Origin of the sequence: Pseudonocardia sp. ICBG162 (assembly GCF_020496225.1) — a bacterium.
Lineage (GTDB): Bacteria > Actinomycetota > Actinomycetes > Mycobacteriales > Pseudonocardiaceae > Pseudonocardia > Pseudonocardia alni.
The window spans coordinates 1,228,412-1,246,920 of record NZ_JAHLJD010000031.1 but is presented as its reverse complement, the minus strand read 5'-3'; the positions used below and the strand labels follow the sequence as shown (position 1 = coordinate 1,246,920).

General features: G+C 73.2%; 17 protein-coding genes. 15 read left to right on the top strand and 2 right to left on the bottom strand.

Annotated features, from left to right (window positions below):
- Positions 1-224: 224 nt before the first annotated feature.
- The 4 genes from dnaK (at position 225) to KPL60_RS30815 (ending at position 4,555) form a co-directional block, all read left to right on the top strand.
- On the top strand, positions 225-2,093 hold the full coding sequence (dnaK, locus tag KPL60_RS30830; RefSeq protein WP_226367985.1) for a molecular chaperone DnaK: 1,869 nt from the start codon (positions 225-227) through the stop codon (positions 2,091-2,093).
- A gap of 38 nt (positions 2,094-2,131) precedes the next feature.
- On the top strand, positions 2,132-2,794 hold the full coding sequence (grpE, locus tag KPL60_RS30825) for a nucleotide exchange factor GrpE (RefSeq protein ID WP_226354363.1): 663 nt from the start codon (positions 2,132-2,134) through the stop codon (positions 2,792-2,794).
- 88 nt (positions 2,795-2,882) lie between these two features.
- Positions 2,883-4,094, top strand: a complete 1,212-nt coding sequence (gene dnaJ, locus KPL60_RS30820; protein ID WP_226367984.1) for a molecular chaperone DnaJ — start codon at positions 2,883-2,885, stop codon at positions 4,092-4,094.
- Between the two features lie 5 nt (positions 4,095-4,099).
- Positions 4,100-4,555, top strand: coding sequence for a heat shock protein transcriptional repressor HspR (locus KPL60_RS30815; protein ID WP_308016861.1), 456 nt, complete (start codon positions 4,100-4,102; stop codon positions 4,553-4,555).
- Positions 4,556-4,665: 110 nt separating this feature from the next.
- On the opposite strand, the gene KPL60_RS30810 is transcribed toward KPL60_RS30815, so the two are convergent.
- On the bottom strand, positions 4,666-5,856 hold the full coding sequence (locus KPL60_RS30810) for an MFS transporter (RefSeq protein ID WP_226367983.1): 1,191 nt from the start codon (positions 5,854-5,856) through the stop codon (positions 4,666-4,668).
- A gap of 266 nt (positions 5,857-6,122) precedes the next feature.
- On the opposite strand from KPL60_RS30810, the gene KPL60_RS30805 reads away from it, so the two are divergent.
- The 4 genes from KPL60_RS30805 to KPL60_RS30790 all read left to right on the top strand — a co-directional run bounded on the left by KPL60_RS30805 (position 6,123) and on the right by KPL60_RS30790 (position 10,338).
- Positions 6,123-7,679 (top strand): ABC transporter substrate-binding protein, encoded by a 1,557-nt coding sequence (locus KPL60_RS30805; protein ID WP_226367982.1) that lies wholly within the window; start codon positions 6,123-6,125, stop codon positions 7,677-7,679.
- A complete protein-coding gene (locus tag KPL60_RS30800; protein WP_226367981.1) occupies positions 7,676-8,617 on the top strand; it encodes an ABC transporter permease in 942 nt (313 codons plus the stop codon). Before KPL60_RS30805 ends, KPL60_RS30800 begins: the two co-directional genes overlap by 4 nt.
- Positions 8,614-9,471: an ABC transporter permease gene (locus tag KPL60_RS30795; protein WP_226354359.1), complete on the top strand. Its 858-nt coding sequence runs from the start codon at positions 8,614-8,616 to the stop codon at positions 9,469-9,471. Before KPL60_RS30800 ends, KPL60_RS30795 begins: the two co-directional genes overlap by 4 nt.
- Positions 9,472-9,534: 63 nt before the next feature.
- Positions 9,535-10,338, top strand: coding sequence for a TauD/TfdA family dioxygenase (locus tag KPL60_RS30790; RefSeq protein ID WP_226368279.1), 804 nt, complete (start codon positions 9,535-9,537; stop codon positions 10,336-10,338).
- A 70-nt stretch (positions 10,339-10,408) separates the two neighbouring features.
- Here KPL60_RS30790 and KPL60_RS30785 read toward each other — a convergent pair whose 3' ends face one another.
- Positions 10,409-11,581 carry a globin domain-containing protein gene (locus tag KPL60_RS30785; RefSeq protein WP_226367980.1) on the bottom strand — a complete coding sequence of 391 codons (1,173 nt, stop codon included), beginning with the start codon at positions 11,579-11,581 and terminating at the stop codon, positions 10,409-10,411.
- Between the two features lie 315 nt (positions 11,582-11,896).
- Here KPL60_RS30785 and KPL60_RS30780 point away from each other — a divergent pair, with 315 nt between their 5' ends.
- From KPL60_RS30780 to KPL60_RS30750, 7 genes are all read left to right on the top strand, one after another.
- Complete coding sequence (locus tag KPL60_RS30780) at positions 11,897-12,706, top strand: pyridoxamine 5'-phosphate oxidase family protein (protein WP_226367979.1); 810 nt, start codon at positions 11,897-11,899, stop codon at positions 12,704-12,706.
- A gap of 211 nt (positions 12,707-12,917) precedes the next feature.
- Positions 12,918-13,262: a hypothetical protein gene (locus KPL60_RS30775; RefSeq protein WP_226367978.1), complete on the top strand. Its 345-nt coding sequence runs from the start codon at positions 12,918-12,920 to the stop codon at positions 13,260-13,262.
- Positions 13,263-13,480: 218 nt separating this feature from the next.
- Entirely contained in the window at positions 13,481-16,117 is a 2,637-nt protein-coding gene (clpB, locus tag KPL60_RS30770) for an ATP-dependent chaperone ClpB (protein WP_226367977.1), read from the top strand.
- Positions 16,118-16,167: 50 nt separating this feature from the next.
- On the top strand, positions 16,168-16,500 hold the full coding sequence (locus tag KPL60_RS30765; protein ID WP_226367976.1) for a YbaB/EbfC family nucleoid-associated protein: 333 nt from the start codon (positions 16,168-16,170) through the stop codon (positions 16,498-16,500).
- Positions 16,497-16,835 (top strand): type VII secretion target, encoded by a 339-nt coding sequence (locus tag KPL60_RS30760; protein ID WP_226367975.1) that lies wholly within the window; start codon positions 16,497-16,499, stop codon positions 16,833-16,835. Before KPL60_RS30765 ends, KPL60_RS30760 begins: the two co-directional genes overlap by 4 nt.
- Positions 16,832-17,704 (top strand): hypothetical protein, encoded by an 873-nt coding sequence (locus KPL60_RS30755; RefSeq protein WP_226367974.1) that lies wholly within the window; start codon positions 16,832-16,834, stop codon positions 17,702-17,704. Before KPL60_RS30760 ends, KPL60_RS30755 begins: the two co-directional genes overlap by 4 nt.
- Positions 17,705-17,785: 81 nt before the next feature.
- On the top strand, positions 17,786-18,433 hold the full coding sequence (locus tag KPL60_RS30750) for a hypothetical protein (RefSeq protein ID WP_062403935.1): 648 nt from the start codon (positions 17,786-17,788) through the stop codon (positions 18,431-18,433).
- Positions 18,434-18,509: the final 76 nt, after the last annotated feature.

The following is an 18,509-nucleotide window of genomic DNA, read 5'->3' as shown; positions in this document are numbered from 1 at the left end:
CACAGGCTAGCCCGCCCCACCCCCGTCGACGGCCGTTCGGAGCACCCGCGAACGTCGTGGATAAAAGTTGAGTCCCCCGGGAACAAGTCTTCCGGGTCGCCCGTTGACCCCCATGAGAGCAAGTTGAGCAGGACCCACTCAAGGGCGATGCACGAGGCGCTCCCCGGCCTGGTACAACTTGAGCCGGACGCACTCACACCCCACACATCTCGGAGGCAGTCACCATGGCTCGTACGGTCGGTATCGACCTCGGGACCACCAACTCCGTCGTCGCCGTCCTCGAGGGTGGCGAGCCGACGGTGATCGCGAACTCGGAGGGTGCCCGCACCACTCCGTCGATCGTCGCGTTCGCGCGCAACGGTGAGGTCCTCACCGGTCAGTCGGCGAAGAACCAGGCGGTCACCAACTCCGACCGCACCTTCCGCTCGGTCAAGCGTCACATCGGCACCGACTGGAAGACGCCGGAGATCGACGGCAAGACCTTCGCGGCGCAGGAGATCAGCGCCCGCGTCCTGCAGAAGCTGAAGCGGGACGCCGAGGCCTACCTGGGCGACGAGGTCACCGACGCCGTCATCACGGTGCCCGCGTACTTCGAGGACGCGCAGCGGCAGGCGACCAAGGAGGCCGGCCAGATCGCCGGTCTGAACGTGCTCCGGATCGTCAACGAGCCGACCGCGGCCGCGCTGGCCTACGGCCTCGACAAGGGCGACAAGGAGCAGACCATCCTGGTCTTCGACCTGGGTGGCGGCACGTTCGACGTGTCCCTGCTGGAGATCGCCGAGGGCGTCGTCGAGGTCAAGGCGACCAACGGTGACAACCACCTCGGTGGCGACGACTGGGACGAGCGGATCGTCACCTGGCTCGTCGACAAGTTCAAGTCCTCCCAGGGCATCGACCTGACCAAGGACAAGATGGCGATGCAGCGGCTCCGCGAGGCCGCCGAGAAGGCGAAGATCGAGCTGTCCAGCTCGTCCTCGACCAGCATCAACCTGCCCTACATCACGGTCGACTCGGACAAGAACCCGCTGTTCCTGGACGAGACGCTGTCCCGCGCGGAGTTCCAGCGGGTCACCCAGGACCTCCTGGACCGCACCCGCAACCCGTTCAACCAGGTCATCAAGGACGCCGGCATCTCGGTGAACCAGATCGACCACGTCGTGCTCGTCGGTGGCTCCACCCGGATGCCCGCCGTCACCGAGCTCGTCAAGGAGCTGACCGGCGGCAAGGAGCCCAACAAGGGCGTCAACCCGGACGAGGTCGTCGCCGCCGGTGCCGCCCTGCAGGCCGGTGTGCTCCGCGGTGAGGTCAAGGACGTCCTGCTGCTCGACGTCACCCCGCTGTCCCTCGGCATCGAGACCAAGGGCGGCGTCATGACCAAGCTGATCGAGAAGAACACCACGATCCCGACCAAGCGCTCGGAGATCTTCTCCACCGCGGACGACAACCAGCCGTCGGTGCAGATCCAGGTCTTCCAGGGCGAGCGCGAGATCGCCGCGTACAACAAGAAGCTCGGCATGTTCGAGCTGACCGGCATCGCGCCGGCGCCGCGCGGTGTCCCGCAGATCGAGGTCTCCTTCGACATCGACGCCAACGGCATCGTCAACGTGTCCGCCAAGGACATGGGCACCGGCAAGAGCCAGGAGATGACGATCACCGGCGGGTCGGCCCTGTCCAAGGACGACATCGACCGCATGGTCAAGGAGGCCGAGGCGCACGCCGAGGAGGACGCCAAGCGTCGCGAGGAGGCGGAGACCCGCAACCAGGCGGAGACCCTCGTCTACCAGACGGAGAAGTTCGTCAAGGAGAACGACGAGAAGCTCCCCTCCGACGTCAAGGACGCGGTCAACGCCGCCCTGGGTGAGACCCAGGAGGCGCTGAAGGGCACCGACCACGAGGCCGTCAAGTCCTCGATGGAGAAGCTCGCCACCGAGTCCCAGAAGATGGGGTCCGCCCTGTACTCGCAGCCCGGTGCCGAGGGCGCCGCGGGTGCGGCCGGTGACGCCGGTGCGGCCGGTTCCGCCGGTGAGCAGCAGGACGACGTCGTCGACGCCGAGATCGTGGACGACGACAAGGACGCCAAGGGCGACAAGTGACGGCCGGCGGCCATCCACGGGACGACAGGACGGTCGACATGGCTGACGAACAGAAGCAGGAGGAGCCGGTGACGTTCCGGGACCGCCGCAAGGTGGACCCGGAGACCGGCGAGGTCCGTCCCGACGCCGACGCGACCGGGGCCGCCGACACGGCGGCCCCGGCCGGTGACGGCGAGCAGGTCGCGGGCCCGGCCGACGGGGAGGACCCGGAGGTCGAGAAGCTGCGGGCCGAGGTCGCCGAGCGCACCGCGGACCTGCAGCGGGTCAGCGCCGAGTACGCCAACTACCGGCGCCGGGCCGACCGGGACCGTGAGCAGACCAAGGTGGACGCGAAGGTCTCCTTCGCGAACGACCTGCTGGTGGTGCTCGACGACTTCGAGCGCGCCGCCCAGCACGGCGACCTCACGGGACCGTTCAAGGCCGCGGCCGACAAGGTCACCACGGTGCTGACCAAGCTCGGTCTCGAGCCGTTCGGGGCCGAGGGCGAGTCCTTCGACCCGCAGCTCCACGAGGCCGTGCAGCACGAGCCGGCCGAGGGCTCCGGCCCCACGGTCACCGTGCTGTCGACGGTGCTGCGCCGTGGCTACCGCATCTCCGACCGGGTCCTCCGGCCGGCGATGGTGACCGTGCAGGACCGCCCCGAGGCTCCGGCCGGGGGCGGCGCGGACGCCGGCGACGGCGAGCCGCAGAACCCGGCCTGACCAGGACGGGCAGGGACGTGACCGCGCGGTGCGGTGGGAGGCGACCGGCCTCCCGCCGCACCGCGGGTCCGATCGGGAAGGAGGCGGAGTGACCCAGCGCGACTGGATCGAGAAGGACTTCTACCGCGAGCTGGGCGTCTCCTCGACGGCGTCCCAGGACGAGATCAAGAAGGCGTACCGCAAGCTCGCCCGCGAGCTGCACCCGGACGCGAACCCCGGCGACGAGAAGGCCGAGGCCCGCTTCAAGTCGGTCTCCGAGGCCTACGGCGTGCTGGGCGACGAGTCCAAGCGCAAGGAGTACGACGAGACCCGCGCGATGTTCGCGGGCGGCGGTGGCTTCGGCGGGTTCGGCACCGGCGGCGCGCGCCCCGGTGGCGCCGGCCAGGGCGGCTTCGACATCAACGACCTGTTCGGCCAGGCCGGCCGCTCCGGCGGTGCCGGGGCCGGCGACTTCAGCGACATCCTCGGCGACATCTTCGGCCGCACCGCGCGGAACAACGCCGGCGGTGCGGGCGGGTACGGCACGGCCGGTGCCCGCCGCGGCCAGGACGTCGAGAGCAGCCTGACCATCTCCTTCGACGACGCGGTGCGCGGCGCGACGGTGCCGATCAAGCTGTCCTCGCCGGGGCGCTGCGAGCGCTGCGGCGGCACCGGGTCCCGGCCCGGCAGCACCCCGCGCACCTGCCCGACCTGCTCCGGTCAGGGTCTGGTGAACCGCAGCCAGGGCGCGTTCTCGTTCTCCGAGCCGTGCCGCGACTGCCGCGGGACCGGCCGCATCATCGACGACCCGTGCCCCGAGTGCCACGGCGACGGCGTGTCCACCCGGACCCGGTCGCTGACGGTGCGGGTCCCCGCGGGCGTCGACGACGGGCAGAAGGTCCGGCTCGCGGGCCAGGGTGAGCCCGGTCGCGGCGGCGCCCCCGCCGGTGACCTCTACGTCACGGTCTCGGTCACCCCGCACCGGATCTTCGGGCGGTCGTCCAAGAACTCCGACGACCTGACCCTCACCGTGCCGGTGACCTTCCCCGAGCTGGCTCTGGGTGCGACCCTGACGGTGCCGACACTCGACAGCACCGTCTCGCTGCGGATCCCGCCGGGGACCGCCAGCGGCCGGACGTTCCGGGTGTCGGGGCGTGGGGTCGAGCGCAAGAACGGGAAGAAGGGCAATCTGCTGGTCACCGTCGAGGTGGCGGTGCCGCAGAAGCTGGACGAGGCGGCGACGAGCGCGCTGGAGGCCTACGCCGAGGCGACGTCGTCGTTCGACCCGCGGGCCGATCTGCTCGGTAGCACCAGGAGGTGATGGCGGTGGCCGGACGACGCACCCCCCGGGACGGGGAGGAGCCGCTGACCGTCGACGTGGCGCACGACAGCCCGGTGTTCGTCATCTCGGTCGCCGCGCAGCTGTCCGGCCTGCACGCCCAGACCCTGCGCAGCTACGACCGGATCGGCCTGGTCAGCCCGGGCCGGTCCGCGGGCGGCGGGCGTCGCTACTCCCAGCGCGACATCGCGCTGCTGCGCGAGGTGCAGCGGCTCTCCCAGGAGGAGGGCGTGAACCTCGCGGGCGTCAAGCGGATCATCGAGCTGGAGCAGATGGTCGACGAGCTCTCGGCACGCCTCGACGAGGCCACCGCCGAGCTCGACGCGGTCCGTGCCGCCGCCGCGCAGGCCACGGCGGCGGTGCACCGCTCCTACCGGCGCGACCTCGTGCCGGTGGACCGGCGCCAGGCCGTTGTGCGCTGGCGCCCCGCCGACGACGGCTGAGTCCCACGCGGTACCCGCCGCACCCCGCAGGGTGCCGCCGCACCCACCGCGACGGGTGCGCGGACCGCATCCGGGGTGCGACGGCCCCTGATGGTGCGGGCACGGGCGGCTCAGGCCGCCGTCAGGACCCCGCGGCGGGCCAGCAGCCCGAGCACCACGGCGCCCAGCAGCGGGACCGCGGCCAGCACCGCGAACGGCAGCGACGGCGGGAACGCCGGGTCCAGCAGCGCGCCGACGCCCGTCGAGCCGACGAGCACCATCAGCCCGCCGAACGAGGCCAGCACCCCGAAGTGGGCGCCCAGCCTGCGCTCCCCGGCCAGCCGGGGCACCAGGTCCTGCGCGACGGGCACGGCGAACATCTCGCCGAAGGTCAGCAGCAGCACCATCAGCACCGCGGGTGCGAGCGCCCACCACCCCGGCAGGCCCGGCAGCAGCCGCGCCACCGCGACGACGGTGAACGACGCGGCCATCAGGCAGAACCCGAGCACCACCGAGTGGCCGGCCCCGATCCGGCGGCCCCACGTCGTCACCCGCATCTGCAGGGTGATGACCAGCACCGACATCAGCACGAACAGGAAGCCCAGTGCCGCGGTGCGGCCGATGCGCTCCAGCTCGTCGGGCAGCGCCAGGTACAGCTGGTTGTAGGACAGCAGCCAGCCCGAGTAGCCGGCCGCGAACAGCATGAAGCGACGGTTGCCCAGCACCTCGCCCCAGCCCGCGAGCATCGGCCGTCCGGCCTGTTCGGCCTCCCGCCACGGCAGCCACCGCCAGTGCGCCAGCCCCACCAGCACGAAGCCGACGGCGGCGACCAGGCAGGCCAGCTGGAAGTCGACCAGCATGAGCGCGGTGCCGACCAGCGGCCCGGTGATCGTCCCGACCTGACCGGCGACGGCGAACATCGCGAACACCTCGGTCCGCGGCGGGCCCTCCCCGGCGCGTTCCCGCTCCCCGGCCTCCCGCGCCAGCGACGACTCGACGGCCGGCGAGAACAGGGCGGCCGCGAACCCGGTCAGCAGCGCCCCGCCGATGACCGCGGGCAGCGTGCCGGCGGCCCCGAGGAGGATGAATCCGGTCACGCGCAGCGCACACCCGGCGAGCACGACCGGCTTCGCACCGAACCGATCGGTCAGGGTCCCGCCGATCACGAACAGCCCCTGCTGGCTGAACGTCCGCAGCCCCAGCACCAGCCCGACGGCGGCCGCGGCGAGCCCGAGATCCTCGGCCAGGTGCGTGGCCAGGTAGGGCAGCACCATGTAGAAGCCCACGTTGAAGGCCAGCTGGGTGCTGATCAGCAGTTTCATGACCGGCGGGAGCCCGCTGAAGTGCGCCCAGCGACCCACGCGGAGCGGGGCCGCGGGACGCGGGTCCGACTCGGGATCGGCGGGTCGGCGGAGGAGACTGCGGAGCACCATGAAGTGGTACCAGGTCGCCCTCTGCAGTCGCGACTCGATGGCAGTAACGACATATGCGCATGCATGAAGATGCTTGACCGTGTGTACAGGCTTACCGAAGATCTTCCGGGCGCCGGGTGACACACGGTCGAGGGCGCCGGAGAGGACAGGTCGCAATGCCCGCCGCGCGCGCCGTCGTAGCACCCCGTCGTTCCCGATTGCGGGTCGCCGCCGCCCTGGCGGTGAGTGCCGCGGTCCTGACCGCATGCGGTGGCACCGGCGGCGGGAGCGGCCGGGTCGTCCCGGACGGGCAGGCCACCATCGCGATGGCCTTCGGCCCGTCGGCCGGCTACGGGGTGGACACCGACGACGCGTTCGTCGTCTCCCAGCTGGGTGTGACCGAGTCCCTGGTGGCGTCCGGGCCGGACGGGCAGCCGCGACCCGCACTGGCGACGGCGTGGGCCCAGCAGCCCGACCCGCGGACCTGGCGGTTCGAGCTGCGTCCCGGCGTGACCTTCCAGAACGGCGAGCCGCTCACCGGGCAGGCCGCCGCGACCGCCCTGAACTGGGTGGCCGGCGTCGCCGCGCCGCCGCGCGCGGTGCGCGGGATCGGCCTGCAGGCGGCCGCGGACGGCGCGGACGCCGTGCGCGTCACGACGACGAAGCCCGACCCGATCCTGCCGCTGCGGCTGTCCAGCGCGAACACCGCGATCCTGGCGCCGTCGGCGTACCGGGCCACCCCGCCGTCGGTCCAGCAGACCGGCACCGGCCCGATGACGATCACCCAGGCGAACGGCACCCAGTCGGTGACCCTCGCCCGCAACGACCGCTACTGGGGCGAGCGCCCGCAGCTGGCCGGTGTCACCGCGAACTTCGTGCCCGACCCGGCCGCCCGCGCCCTGGCCCTGCGGGCCGGTGACGCCGACATCGCCCAGGAGCTCCCCGAGTCCAGCGCGCTGGAGTTCACCGGCGACGAGTACGTGAACCAGACCGTCGCCGCGCCCCGGACGGCCTCGCTGATCCTCAACCAGTCCCGCAAGCCCTTCGACGACATCCGGGTCCGCCAGGCCGTCGCTGCCGCCGTCGACCGCACCGCGCTCGGTGAGCAGGCGCTCGCCGGGTCGGCGATCCCGGCCTCGGAGCTGTTCGGCCCGGCCGTGGCGTGGGGCTCGCAGGACGCCCCGCCGCCCGCCGACCCGGCGCGCGCCCGGCAGCTGCTGACCGAGGCCGGCTACGGCCCGGGCAACCCGCTGCGCGTCGAGCTGGGTGCCTACGGCGCCCGCCCCGAGCTCCCCACGCTGGCCACCGCCGTCCAGGAGATGCTCCGCGGGGCCGGCATCGAGGCCACCGTGCGCATCGGCGACTACGACGCCCGCGAGCCGCAGCTGCTCGCCGGTGACTTCGACATGTACCTGCTCTCGCGCAGCTACCTGCTCGACGTGCCGGACGCCGGCGCCACGCTGACCACCGACTACACCTGCCAGGGCTCCTACAACCTCAACCACTACTGCTCGCCGCAGTTCGACGCCCTGCTCGCCCCGTTGGCCACCGAGACCGACCCGGCCGCACGGCAGAAGGTCTTCACCGAGGCCGCGGCGAAGCTGAACGCCGACGTCGTCGGGGTCCCGCTGGTGCACACCAACGCGAACGGCGTCGGGCACCGGGTCACCGGCTACACCGTCGACCCGCTGGCCAAGTCGCTCGTCGTCCCCGGGCTGGCGACGACGGAGTGACCGCACTCGTCGCGCGCAGGCTGCTGGCGCTGCCGCTGGTCGCCGTGGCCGCGGCGGTGCTGGTGTTCCTGCTCCCGCGGTTCTCCGGCCAGGACACCGCGCTCGCGATCCTGCGCAGCCGGACCGGGGAGTCCGACCCGGACCCGGCGGTGCTGGCCGCGCTGCGGGAGCAGTACGGCCTCGACGGCTCCTGGTGGGACCAGTTCACCGGCTGGGCCGGCGCGCTGCTGCGCGGCGACCTCGGGATCTCCTGGACCAGCCGTACCCCCGTCTCGGGCCTGCTCTGGCCCGCGCTCGGGGTGTCGCTGACCCTCACCGTCGCCGCGCTGGTGCTCGCGGCCCTGGTGGGCATCCCGCTCGGGGTGCGCGCCGCGCGCCGTCCCGGCGGCCGGCTCGACCGGGTCCTGACCACCGGCTCGGTGCTGGGCGTCGCGATCCCCGAGTTCGTGCTCGGGACGGCGCTGGTGCTCGCCTTCGCCGTCACCGTGCCGGTGCTGCCCGCGACCGGCTGGGGCGACGTGGACCAGGCGGTGCTGCCGGTGCTCACCCTCGCCGCGTTCCCGGCCGCGCTCGCCGCCCAGCTGGTGCGCGCCGAGACCGTCGACGCGCTGGCCCGCCCGCACGTCGCCGTCGCACGGTCCAAGGGCATCAGCGACGAACGGGTGCTGTGGCGCCACGGCGGCCGTCTGGCCCTGACCTCGGTCACCTCCCTGTCCGGGCTGTTCCTCGGCGGGCTGCTCGGCGGCTCGGTCGTGGTCGAGGTGCTGTTCGCGATCCCCGGCCTGGGTCGCCTGCTCTACGACGCCGTGCTCGGCCAGGACCTGCCGGTCGTGCAGGCCGGGCTGCTCGCGATCGTGCTGGTCGCCGCCGTCGCCGGGATCCTCGCCGAGCTGCTCGCGCTCGCGCTGGACCCGGTCGCCCGGAGCGCCGTCCGGTGACCGCGTCGGCCCTGGCCCGCCCGGCGGGCGCACCCGCGCGCACCGCCCGGCGCTCGACGTGGTGGCAGGTGGGGGCGCTGGTCCTGCTCGGGGTGCTCGTCGTGGTCGCCCTGCTGCCGCTCGACCCGGTCGCCAACGACCTGTCCCACCGCTTCGCCGGGCCGTCGGCCGCGCACCCGCTCGGCACCGACCAGCTCGGCCGCGACGTGCTCGCCCGGCTCGCCGTCGGCGCCCGGCTCTCGGTCGGGTTCACCCTGGTCGCGCTCGCGCTGTGCGCGGGGATCGGGACGGTGCTGGGCGTGCTCGCCGCCTGGTGCGGACGGGCGGTCGGGCAGCTGTTCCAGCGCACCATCGACGTGCTCGTCGCGATCCCGGCGGTGCTGATCGGGCTCGTGGTGGTCGCCGCGTCCGGCGGGGCGCCGGGGGTGTGGTCGCTGCTGGTGGCGATCGTCGTCGCCGGGTGGACGCCGTTCGCCCGGCTCACCTACCAGCTCGTGGTCCGCGAACGCGCCCGCGAGTACGTCGAGGGCGCCGTCGCCGTCGGCGCCGGGCCGCTGCGGATCGCGTTCCGGCACGTGCTGCCGAACCTCGCCCGGCCGCTGCTGTCGCACCTGTGCCTCCGGTTCGCGAACGTCCTGCTGACCGTGGCCGGGTTGTCGTTCCTCGGGCTCGGTCCGCAGCCGCCCACCCCGGAGTGGGGGGCGATGCTCGCAGACGGGCGGCAGTTCCTGTTCAACGCCCCGCAGCTCGTCCTGCTGCCCGCGCTGGCCGTCGTCGGGACGGCGCTGCTCGTCACCTCGCTGGGCCGCGGGCTGGAGCGCCGGTGGACGACCGGTCCGACCGGACAGTTCTGACATCGCCTCGTTCCTGCCAGACTGCTGCGAGTACGGATGAACGGCAGGAGGTACGTCGTGGCGATGACCGGAACCGACGGACGGCGCAGGGGCGAGGCGCGACCGGAGCTCAAGAGCCTGGTGGACGAGACCGGGGTCGTGCCCCGCGCGGCGTCGCTCGGCGAGGCCCGGGAGGTGCTGGCCCGCGACGGCGTCGTCCGGATCCCCGGCGCGGGCCCGGACCCGGAGGCGATGGTCGTGGCCGCGGCCACCCTGCTCGGCGGACGGCTTCGCGAGCTGTTCGGCATCCGGCCACAGGGCGGGACCGACTCGCCGGTCCTCGGCCTGCACAACGACGGCGCGTTCCTCGAGGCCGACGTGCACGGCCGCACCGTGCGGCTGCGCGACCCCGACGAGGACTTCCTGTTCATGCACTGCACCTCCCCGGCGCCATCCGGGGGCGACTCGGTGCTCGTCGACGGCTACGTGCTCGCCGAGCGGCTCGCCGCGGAGCACCCGTCGCTGCACGGGTTCCTGACCGGTTGCGACGTGGACTTCTTCGGCAGCCGGACGAACCCGCCGCGCGGTGTGCCGTCGACCCCGCTGCTGCGCCGGATGATCGAGCACACCCGTGGCGGCCGGCGCGCCGTCCGGGCCAGCGACTACGCGCTGCCGGTGCCGCGCGAGCCGTACTGGGACACCCACCTCGAGCACATCGAGTCCTACGCCGACGTGCTCGCCACCGCGTTCGAGGCCGCGCCGCGGTTCCGGCTGGAGAGCGGGGACCTGCTGGTCCTCGACAACTACCGCTTCCTGCACGGGCGCGACGCGTTCACCGGCAGCCGGGAGCTGCACGTGCTGTCGGTGCGCACCACCGAGGCGTTCTGACCGGCCCCCCGCGACGGCGACGGCCGCCCTCCCGGTGCGGGAGGGCGGCCGTCGTGGCGTACGGGCCCGCTCAGTCCATCGTGAACGGGTCGTAGGTGATGCGGTCGAGCGGCGTGCCCGCGACCAGCATCCGCGACACCGTGGAGCGGATCATCGACGGCGACCCGCAGACCAGGACGTCGTGGTCGCTCCAGGCACCGAACCGGGTCACGACGTCGGCCAGGGTGCCGGTCTCGGCGCCGGAGGGCTCCTCCTCGTACTCGACGACCGGGATGACGTCGAGCCACGGGTAGTTGTAGGACAGCTTGCGCAGCGAGGTGAAGTCGTACAGGTCGTCCCACGTGCGGCCGCCGACGAACACCTGGGTGCGCGGCGGCTGGGGGCGCCGGCCGACCTCGTCGAGCAGCGCCTTCATCGGGGCGACGCCGGTGCCGCCGGCCACCATCAGCAGCTCGCGACGGGTGTTCTGCGGGACGGCCATCCGGCCCATCGGCGGACCGATCCGCCAGGTCTCGCCGACCCGGCTGTGCGCGACGATCGCGCGGCTGACCCAGCCGCCCTCGACCGCGCGAACGTGGAACTGGATCGTCCCGTCCCGACGCGGGGCGTTGGCCGGGGACAGGTAGCGCCACAGCCGCGGGCGGTGCGGCGTCTCCACCGAGACGTACTGGCCGGCCTGGTACGGCACCGGCTGGTCGGTCGCGACGGTGACCACGGCCAGGTCCCAGCCGATCCGGCGGTGCTCGACGACCCGGCCCAGCCAGGAGGCGGGCCCGCGCTCGGCCGCGGCGGCCTGCTGCATCGCGTCCGCGACGATCCCGTAGGCGCCGGTCCAGGCCTTCTCGATCTCCGGGGTCCAGTTCTCGCCCGCGAACGTGGCGATCGCGGAGAGCAGCGCCGCACCGACCGCGTCGTAGTGCTGGGACAGCACGCCGAACTTGCGGTGGTCGCGGCCGAGCTGCTGCAGGAACGGGACGAGGTCGTCGGGCTGGTCGACCATCTGCACCACGTGCACGAGGGCGCGCAGCAGCCGGCTGCGCTGCACCTCCATGTTCACGGGGAACAGGTCACGCGTCTCGGGCGCCTGGCTGAACAGCGTGGCGTAGAAGTGCTTGCCGATCTCCTCGGCCTGCGGCTCGACGAGGGCGAAGCTGGTCCGGATGAGCTCGACGGTGCGGTCCGCCTCCGAGGCGGGGCGTCGCGGCGGGGCGACGTCGCCGGCGATCAGCTGGTCAGCAGTCATGCCTGGCGGACACTCTCCTCGGTCGTGCTCCGTGCCGCGGTGACACCGGGCGTCGACGCCCGCGTTCCGCCGGTTAGGGTACGCGAGAGACTCCATCCGCCGGAACGGCGTACGCCGACCGACCCGCCAGGGTGTGGTGAGCGGGTACGCATTGTCACTCATCATCCGTTCGGGGACGGCGGTCACTCGTCATGGCGTGGGTAGCGCCGTGGTCAGGATAGCGTCCATCGCGCGGAATGCCGACGTGGCGGTGTCCCGGGCCGGTCGGAGCCGTGATCGTTTGGTCCTGGCCGCGCCGGATGGCACGGTTGTCCTGTGCCGTTGCGAATCCCCGCCGTCGTCCTGCCCGGACGGGACCGTCCGGCCACGCCGCCGGTGGTCGTCCCCTCGACCCCGGAGCGCGGCGTGCCCGACGCCCCGGAGGTCCCGGACGGACCGCACCGGCCCGGCTCCGCGGGTGAGCACGCGTTGCAGGCCGAGGTGGGCAGCTCCGCCCGCGCCGGCCGGTTCTACGACGACCAGCTCCGCGACCGGCTGCTGCCGCGGATGATCGAGTTCGTCGGACGGATGGAGATGGCCTTCGTCGCGACGTCCGACGCGCACGGCGAGTGCGACAGCTCGCTGCGGGCCGGCCCGCCCGGGTTCCTGCACGTGCTGGACCCGCACACGCTGGCCTACCCCGAGTACCGGGGCAACGGCGTGTACGCCAGCCTCGGCAACCTGGTGGAGAACCCGCACGTCGGGATGCTGATGGTCGACTTCACCGAGTCGCTGATCGGGCTGCACGTCAACGGCCGCGCCCGGATCATGGACGACGACGCCTTCCGCGCCGTCTACCCCGGGCACGCGCGCGACCACGCCGCCGGCCGCCGCGCCGAGCGCTGGGTGGTGGTGGACGTCGAGGAGGCCTACATCCACTGCCGCAAGCACATCCCGCGGATGGAGCGGGTGACGCAGCGGCGCGCCTGGGGGACCGACGACCCGGCCCGCAAGGGTGGCGACTTCTTCGGCGCCAAGGGGACCGAGCCGCGGGTGCCGCGGCCCTCCCGGCGCCGGTTCCCGAGCACGACGCACCTCGGCGCGGGGGCCTCGCGGACGCTCCGGCGCCGCCCGCACGGCCGCTGACCTGGGGCGACGGTTGCGCACCAGAGGATACTCCGATCGAGTGAACCGGAAGCCGTGACTCCGGTCGATCCCGGTCGTTGACAGCAGCAGATCGTCACCGACCGAGCACGCTCGGTCGAACCCCCGGGCGATCGGACGGCAGGCGACACCCACGGGCTCCGGGTGCCGCTCGCGTCGTCCTGCATCGGAAACACCACAGGAGAAGTCAGACATGCTGTCGAAGAAGAAGCTCGGCCTCGTCGTCGCCGGTACCGCCGCCACGCTGGCCGCGGCCGCGCCGTTCGCCTTCGCGGGCGACTACGGCCACGACAAGGGCGAGCACCACGGCGCCCCGGCGAAGGCCTGCGCCTTCGAGGGCGGCGACGCCGACGCCAAGGGCAAGATCGTCACCGAGGGCTCGGCCAACGCCCTGGCCCAGGCCCCGATCGCCGGCTCGAACATCGGCCAGGCCGGCAACTGCAGCGACTTCCTGAACGACAACGTCCGGGACAACCTGAACGGCAACTTCAGCGACAACGACAACCGCATCACGGTGATCGACAACAGCGAGCGCTGATCGTCGCACCCGTTCCACCCTCGGCCCGTCCGGATCACTCCGGGCGGGCCGCGGTCGTTCCCGGGAACTTTCCGGTGTTGAGTGGAATGGACTCAACTTTTCTGCGGTTGACCCTGTCGAGAGGCGCACCGGCCGGGCAGACTGTGGAGCAGCGGCCCGGGGTGCCGCTCCCCATCCACAGACCATCGACCTCAGAAGGACCGGGAGGAACGCGGAGCATGGACTCCTTCAACCCCACCACCCGTACCCAGCAGGCCATCTCCGCAGCCGTCCAGGCCGCGACGCTGGCCGGGAACCCCGACGTCGGGCCCACCCACCTGCTGGGTGCCCTGCTGGCCCAGGGCGACGGCATCGCCGCGCCGCTGCTGGCCGCCGTCGGGGCGGACGCGGCCGCCGTCCGATCCGAGCTGACCGCGCTGGGCAACCGGCTGCCGTCGGCGTCGGGGTCGTCGGTGAGTGCGCCGCAGCTGTCCCGGGACGCGCTGGCCGCCATCACCGCGGCCCAGCAGCTCGCCACCGAGATGGGCGACGAGTACGTCTCCACCGAGCACCTGCTCGTCGGGCTCGCGCGGTCCGGGGGCCCGGTCGCCCAGCTGCTGGCGCGCCACGGCGCCACGCCGGACGCGCTGCGCGAGGCGTTCGGCAAGGTCCGCGGCTCGGCCCGGGTGACCAGCCCGGACCCCGAGGGCAGCTACCAGGCACTGGAGAAGTACGGCCAGGACCTGACCGCCCGGGCGCGCGAGGGCGAGCTCGACCCGGTCATCGGCCGGGACACCGAGATCCGCCGCGTCGTCCAGGTGCTGTCGCGGCGCACCAAGAACAACCCGGTGCTGATCGGCGAGCCGGGCGTCGGCAAGACCGCGATCGTCGAGGGCCTGGCCCAGCGCATCGTGGCCGGTGACGTGCCCGAGTCGCTGCGCGGCAAGCGCGTCGTCTCCCTCGACCTGGGGTCGATGGTGGCCGGTGCGAAGTACCGCGGCGAGTTCGAGGAGCGGCTCAAGGCCGTCCTCAAGGAGATCACCGACTCCGCGGGCGAGGTCGTCACCTTCATCGACGAGCTGCACACGATCGTCGGTGCGGGCGCGTCCGGCGAGGGCGCGATGGACGCCGGCAACATGATCAAGCCGATGCTCGCCCGCGGTGAGCTGCGGATGGTCGGCGCGACCACGCTCGACGAGTACCGCCAGCACATCGAGAAGGACCCGGCGCTGGAGCGCCGTTTCCAGCAGGTGCTGGTCGGCGAGCCGTCCGTCGAGGACACCGTCGGCATCCTGCGCGGGCTCAAGGAGCGCTACGAGGTGCACCACGGCGTCCGCATCACCGACGCCGCCCTGGTCGCCGCGGCCGCGCTGTCGGACCGCTACATCACCGCCCGGTTCCTCCCGGACAAGGCAATCGACCTCGTCGACGAGGCCGCCTCCCGGCTCCGGATGGAGATCGACTCGCGCCCGGTGGAGATCGACACCGTGGAGCGGGCCGTCCGCCGCCTGGAGATCGAGGAGATGGCGCTCGACAAGGAGAGCGACGCGGCGTCGAAGGATCGGCTGGTCGCCCTGCGCGCCGAGCTGGCCGAGAAGCGCGAGGAGCTGGCCGCGCTGACCGCGCGCTGGCAGAACGAGAAGAGCGCCATCGACGTCACCCGCGAGCTCAAGGAGCAGCTGGAGCAGCTGCGCGGCGAGTCCGAGCGGGCCGAGCGCGACGGCGACCTGGGCCGGGCCGCGGAGCTGCGCTACGGGCGCATCCCGCAGCTGGAGAAGGAGCTCGCCGCCGCCACCGAGACGGTCGAGCGGGCCGAGGACGTGATGCTCAAGGAGGAGGTCGGCCCGGACGACGTCGCCGACGTCGTCAGCTCCTGGACCGGCGTGCCCGCCGGCCGGATGCTGGAGGGCGAGACCGCCAAGCTCCTGCGCATGGAGGACGAGCTGGGCCACCGGGTGGTCGGCCAGGCCGAGGCCGTGCGCGTGGTGTCCGACGCGGTCCGCCGGGCGCGTGCCGGCGTCGCGGACGAGAACCGGCCGACCGGCTCGTTCCTGTTCCTCGGGCCCACCGGCGTCGGCAAGACCGAGCTGGCCAAGGCGCTCGCGGAGTTCCTGTTCGACGACGAGCGGGCGATGATCCGCATCGACATGAGTGAGTACTCCGAGAAGCACTCGGTGGCCCGCCTCGTCGGTGCCCCTCCCGGCTACGTCGGCTACGACCAGGGGGGTCAGCTCACCGAGGCGGTGCGGCGGCGGCCCTACAGCGTCGTGCTGCTCGACGAGGTCGAGAAGGCCCACCCGGACGTCTTCGACACGCTCCTGCAGGTGCTCGACGACGGCCGTCTCACCGACGGCCAGGGCCGCACGGTGGACTTCCGCAGCACGATCCTCGTGCTGACGTCCAACCTGGGCGGCCAGGCCATCGCCGACCAGTCCCTGGACGAGAAGGGGCGCACGGACGCCGTCATGGCGGTCGTCCGGTCGCACTTCAAGCCGGAGTTCCTCAACCGGCTCGACGACGTCGTGGTCTTCCACGCGCTGTCGACCGAGGAGCTGACCCACATCGTCGACATCCAGGTCGGGGTGCTGGGGCGCAGGCTGGCCAAGCGGCGGCTGTCGCTGGAGGTCTCCGACGCGGCCCGCGAGTGGCTCGCCATGAACGGGTTCGACCCGGTCTACGGCGCGCGCCCGCTGCGCAGGCTGGTGCAGTCCGCGATCGGCGACCAGCTCGCCCGCGAGCTGCTGTCCGGCGGCGTCCGCGAGGGCGACACGGTCCGGGTCGACCTGGACCCGTCGGCCGACGGCGGCACCGGCGGCCTGATCGTGGGCAAGGCGGTGGGGGCCACCGCCGACCCGGCGGTCGCGATCGCGAACTGATCCACCGGTTCGCCCGTGGGCACCGGCGGTGCACGTCATCGTCGGGGCCCATGGAGCACTTCACCGCCGAGCAGCCGAACGCCGGGCGGACCTGGCTGGACGAGTACCGCACCCGCATCGAGTCGATCCGGGTCCGGGCCGAGCAGGCCCGGGACCGGGTCGCGACGGTGACCGCGACCGCACGCACCCGCGACGGTGCGGTCGTGGTCACCGTCGACCCGTCGGGGAGCCTCACCGACCTGCAGTTCGGCGTGCGCGCCGAGGAGATGCCGCGGGCCCGGCTCGCCGAGACGGTGCTGCGGCTGAGCCGGGAGGCCGCGGCGGACGCGGCGGCGCAGGTGGAACGGATCATGGCGCCGCTGACGCGGGAGGGCGGGCGGTGACCTCCCCGGACATCCGGGTCGTCCCCGACACGGTCGCGACCCACGCCGGTGTCCTCGACGACGCGGGTTCCACGGTCGCCGGGATGCGCCCGTCCCTCGCGGAGCTCGACACGGACGCCTACGGCGTCATCGGGGACTTCTTCTCGGCCGACGCCACCGCGGCCATGCGGTCCGGTGTCCGGGCGCTGGAGTCCCTCTCGTCCGCACTGCACGACCTGGCGACCTCCGCCCGGGAGGCCGTCGCGGCCTATCTCGACACCGAGCTCCGGGCGGCCACCATGTTCGGCGAGGTCGACGTCCCGCCCGCCCCGGCCCCGGTCGGTGGGGACCGGTGACGGCTCCGGTGGACGTCGAGGGGCCGGGCCCCCTCGACGGGGCGGGCGTGTTCTCCTCGATCGAGGACCTCGGGACGGCGGCGGGGGAACAGGACGGCGCCGGCATCGGCGTCGCCGCCACCGTGGCCGGGCTCGACACGCTCGGCCTGGTCGCCGACCCGTTGTCGGAGCTCGGGGCGGCCGGGGTCGGATGGGCCATCGAGCACTTCGCCTTCCTGAGCGAGCCCCTCGACTGGCTCTGCGGGGACCCCCGGCAGATCGAGGCCCGGGCGAAGGACTGGCAGCAGATCTCCCGGGAGCTGGCCGCCCTCCTCCCGGAGATCGAGACCGTCCTCGCGGCCCCGGACGCCTGGACCGGGACCGCCGGGGGCGCGTTCCACGGGGCCGCCGCGACGCAGGTCGACGCCGCACGACGCCTGTCCGAGGCCGCCCACGGGGTCGCCGACGTCGTGCTGACCTCGGCGTCCGTCGTCGGCACCGAGCGGGCGATCGTGCGCGACCTGATCGCCGAGTTCGTCGTGTGGCTGGTCCCGAAGCTGCTCGCGTGGGCTGCGGGCGCGGCCGTCACCGCGGGGGTCGCCGCCCCGGTCGGCATCGCCGTCCTCGTCCTCGACGCCGTCGATCTCTCCCGCACGATCGTCCGCCGGGTCGAGGAGGTCGTCTCCCTGCTGGAAAAGGCGAGCGCGGTCGCACACAGGCTGGAGGACACCATGCGGACCGGTCTGCTGCCCGGGATCGCGACGTCGCCGGCGCGGGAGGCCGTCGAACAGACGGTGACCCGGGGGCAGGACGCCGTGCTGGAGTACGGCAAGAACGACGCCGCCCGCCGGGCCACGGCAGCGGAGTGGGACGAGCCGGCCGCCGGCTGAGGCTCCGTGTACGACGAACGTGCACGTCCGGAGCCGTGGCGTTACCACTCCACGGGGCCCGTCGGGACTACGCTGCCCGGCATGTCGGTCTGGTTCGTCATCGCCCTCGTCGCGATCGTCGTCGGTGTCGGTCTGCTGCTGTTCGACCGGTTCCGCGGGGGCGCGACGCGGGACCGCCGCCGCTGGGCGTCCATGCGGGAGTGGGAGTACCTCGAGTCCGATCCTGTCCTGCCCAGCCGCTGGCGCTACGGGACGATCCACCAGGGCGGCCCCGGTGTGGCCCGCAACCTGGTCTCGGGCGACGTCCCCACCCCGGACGGCCCGCGCAAGGCCTACGCGTTCGACCACGAGCAGGCCGGCCGGATCAGCTCGGTGCTCTGCGCGGTGCAGGTGCACGAGTCGCTGCCCGCCGCCGTCGAGCTGCGGCTGCCCTCGGCCCCGCTGCCCGACGACGCCGGTCTCGACCTGCTCGAGCCGGTCGGTGAGCGCTACGCCTTCGTCAGCGACGCCGACGCCGTCCGCCCGCTGCTGACCCCGCGCGTCGCCGACGCCAGCGACGCGGTCGGCGAGGACGTCGAGCTCCTCTGGGCCGAGGACGCCTGGGTGCTGGCCGCCGCGCCCGTCGGCATCTCCGCCGATCGGATGCAGGACCTGCTCGCCGATCTGGCCGAGGTCGCCACCGCTCTGGAGGAGGGGCTGCACGCCCGTCGTCCCGCGATCGAGTCCTGATCTGCGGGTATCTACGCAGCGTTGATCCACCGCAACGCGATGTGACCACCCGAACGCGTTAAGCCGAACGGGTACC

What these genes read in the sequence shown, in the direction of transcription:
- KPL60_RS30765 (WP_226367976.1), top strand. Translation starts at nt 16,168, where the DNA reads ATGGAGCACTTCACCGCCGAGCAGCCGAACGCCGGGCGGACCTGGCTG.
- KPL60_RS30790 (WP_226368279.1), top strand. Translation starts at nt 9,535, where the DNA reads ATGACCGGAACCGACGGACGGCGCAGGGGCGAGGCGCGACCGGAGCTC.
- KPL60_RS30775 (WP_226367978.1), top strand. Translation starts at nt 12,918, where the DNA reads ATGCTGTCGAAGAAGAAGCTCGGCCTCGTCGTCGCCGGTACCGCCGCC.
- KPL60_RS30810 (WP_226367983.1), bottom strand. Translation starts at nt 5,856, where the DNA reads ATGAAACTGCTGATCAGCACCCAGCTGGCCTTCAACGTGGGCTTCTAC.
- clpB (WP_226367977.1), top strand. Translation starts at nt 13,481, where the DNA reads ATGGACTCCTTCAACCCCACCACCCGTACCCAGCAGGCCATCTCCGCA.
- KPL60_RS30805 (WP_226367982.1), top strand. Translation starts at nt 6,123, where the DNA reads ATGCCCGCCGCGCGCGCCGTCGTAGCACCCCGTCGTTCCCGATTGCGG.
- dnaK (WP_226367985.1), top strand. Translation starts at nt 225, where the DNA reads ATGGCTCGTACGGTCGGTATCGACCTCGGGACCACCAACTCCGTCGTC.
- KPL60_RS30750 (WP_062403935.1), top strand. Translation starts at nt 17,786, where the DNA reads ATGTCGGTCTGGTTCGTCATCGCCCTCGTCGCGATCGTCGTCGGTGTC.
- KPL60_RS30785 (WP_226367980.1), bottom strand. Translation starts at nt 11,581, where the DNA reads ATGACTGCTGACCAGCTGATCGCCGGCGACGTCGCCCCGCCGCGACGC.
- grpE (WP_226354363.1), top strand. Translation starts at nt 2,132, where the DNA reads ATGGCTGACGAACAGAAGCAGGAGGAGCCGGTGACGTTCCGGGACCGC.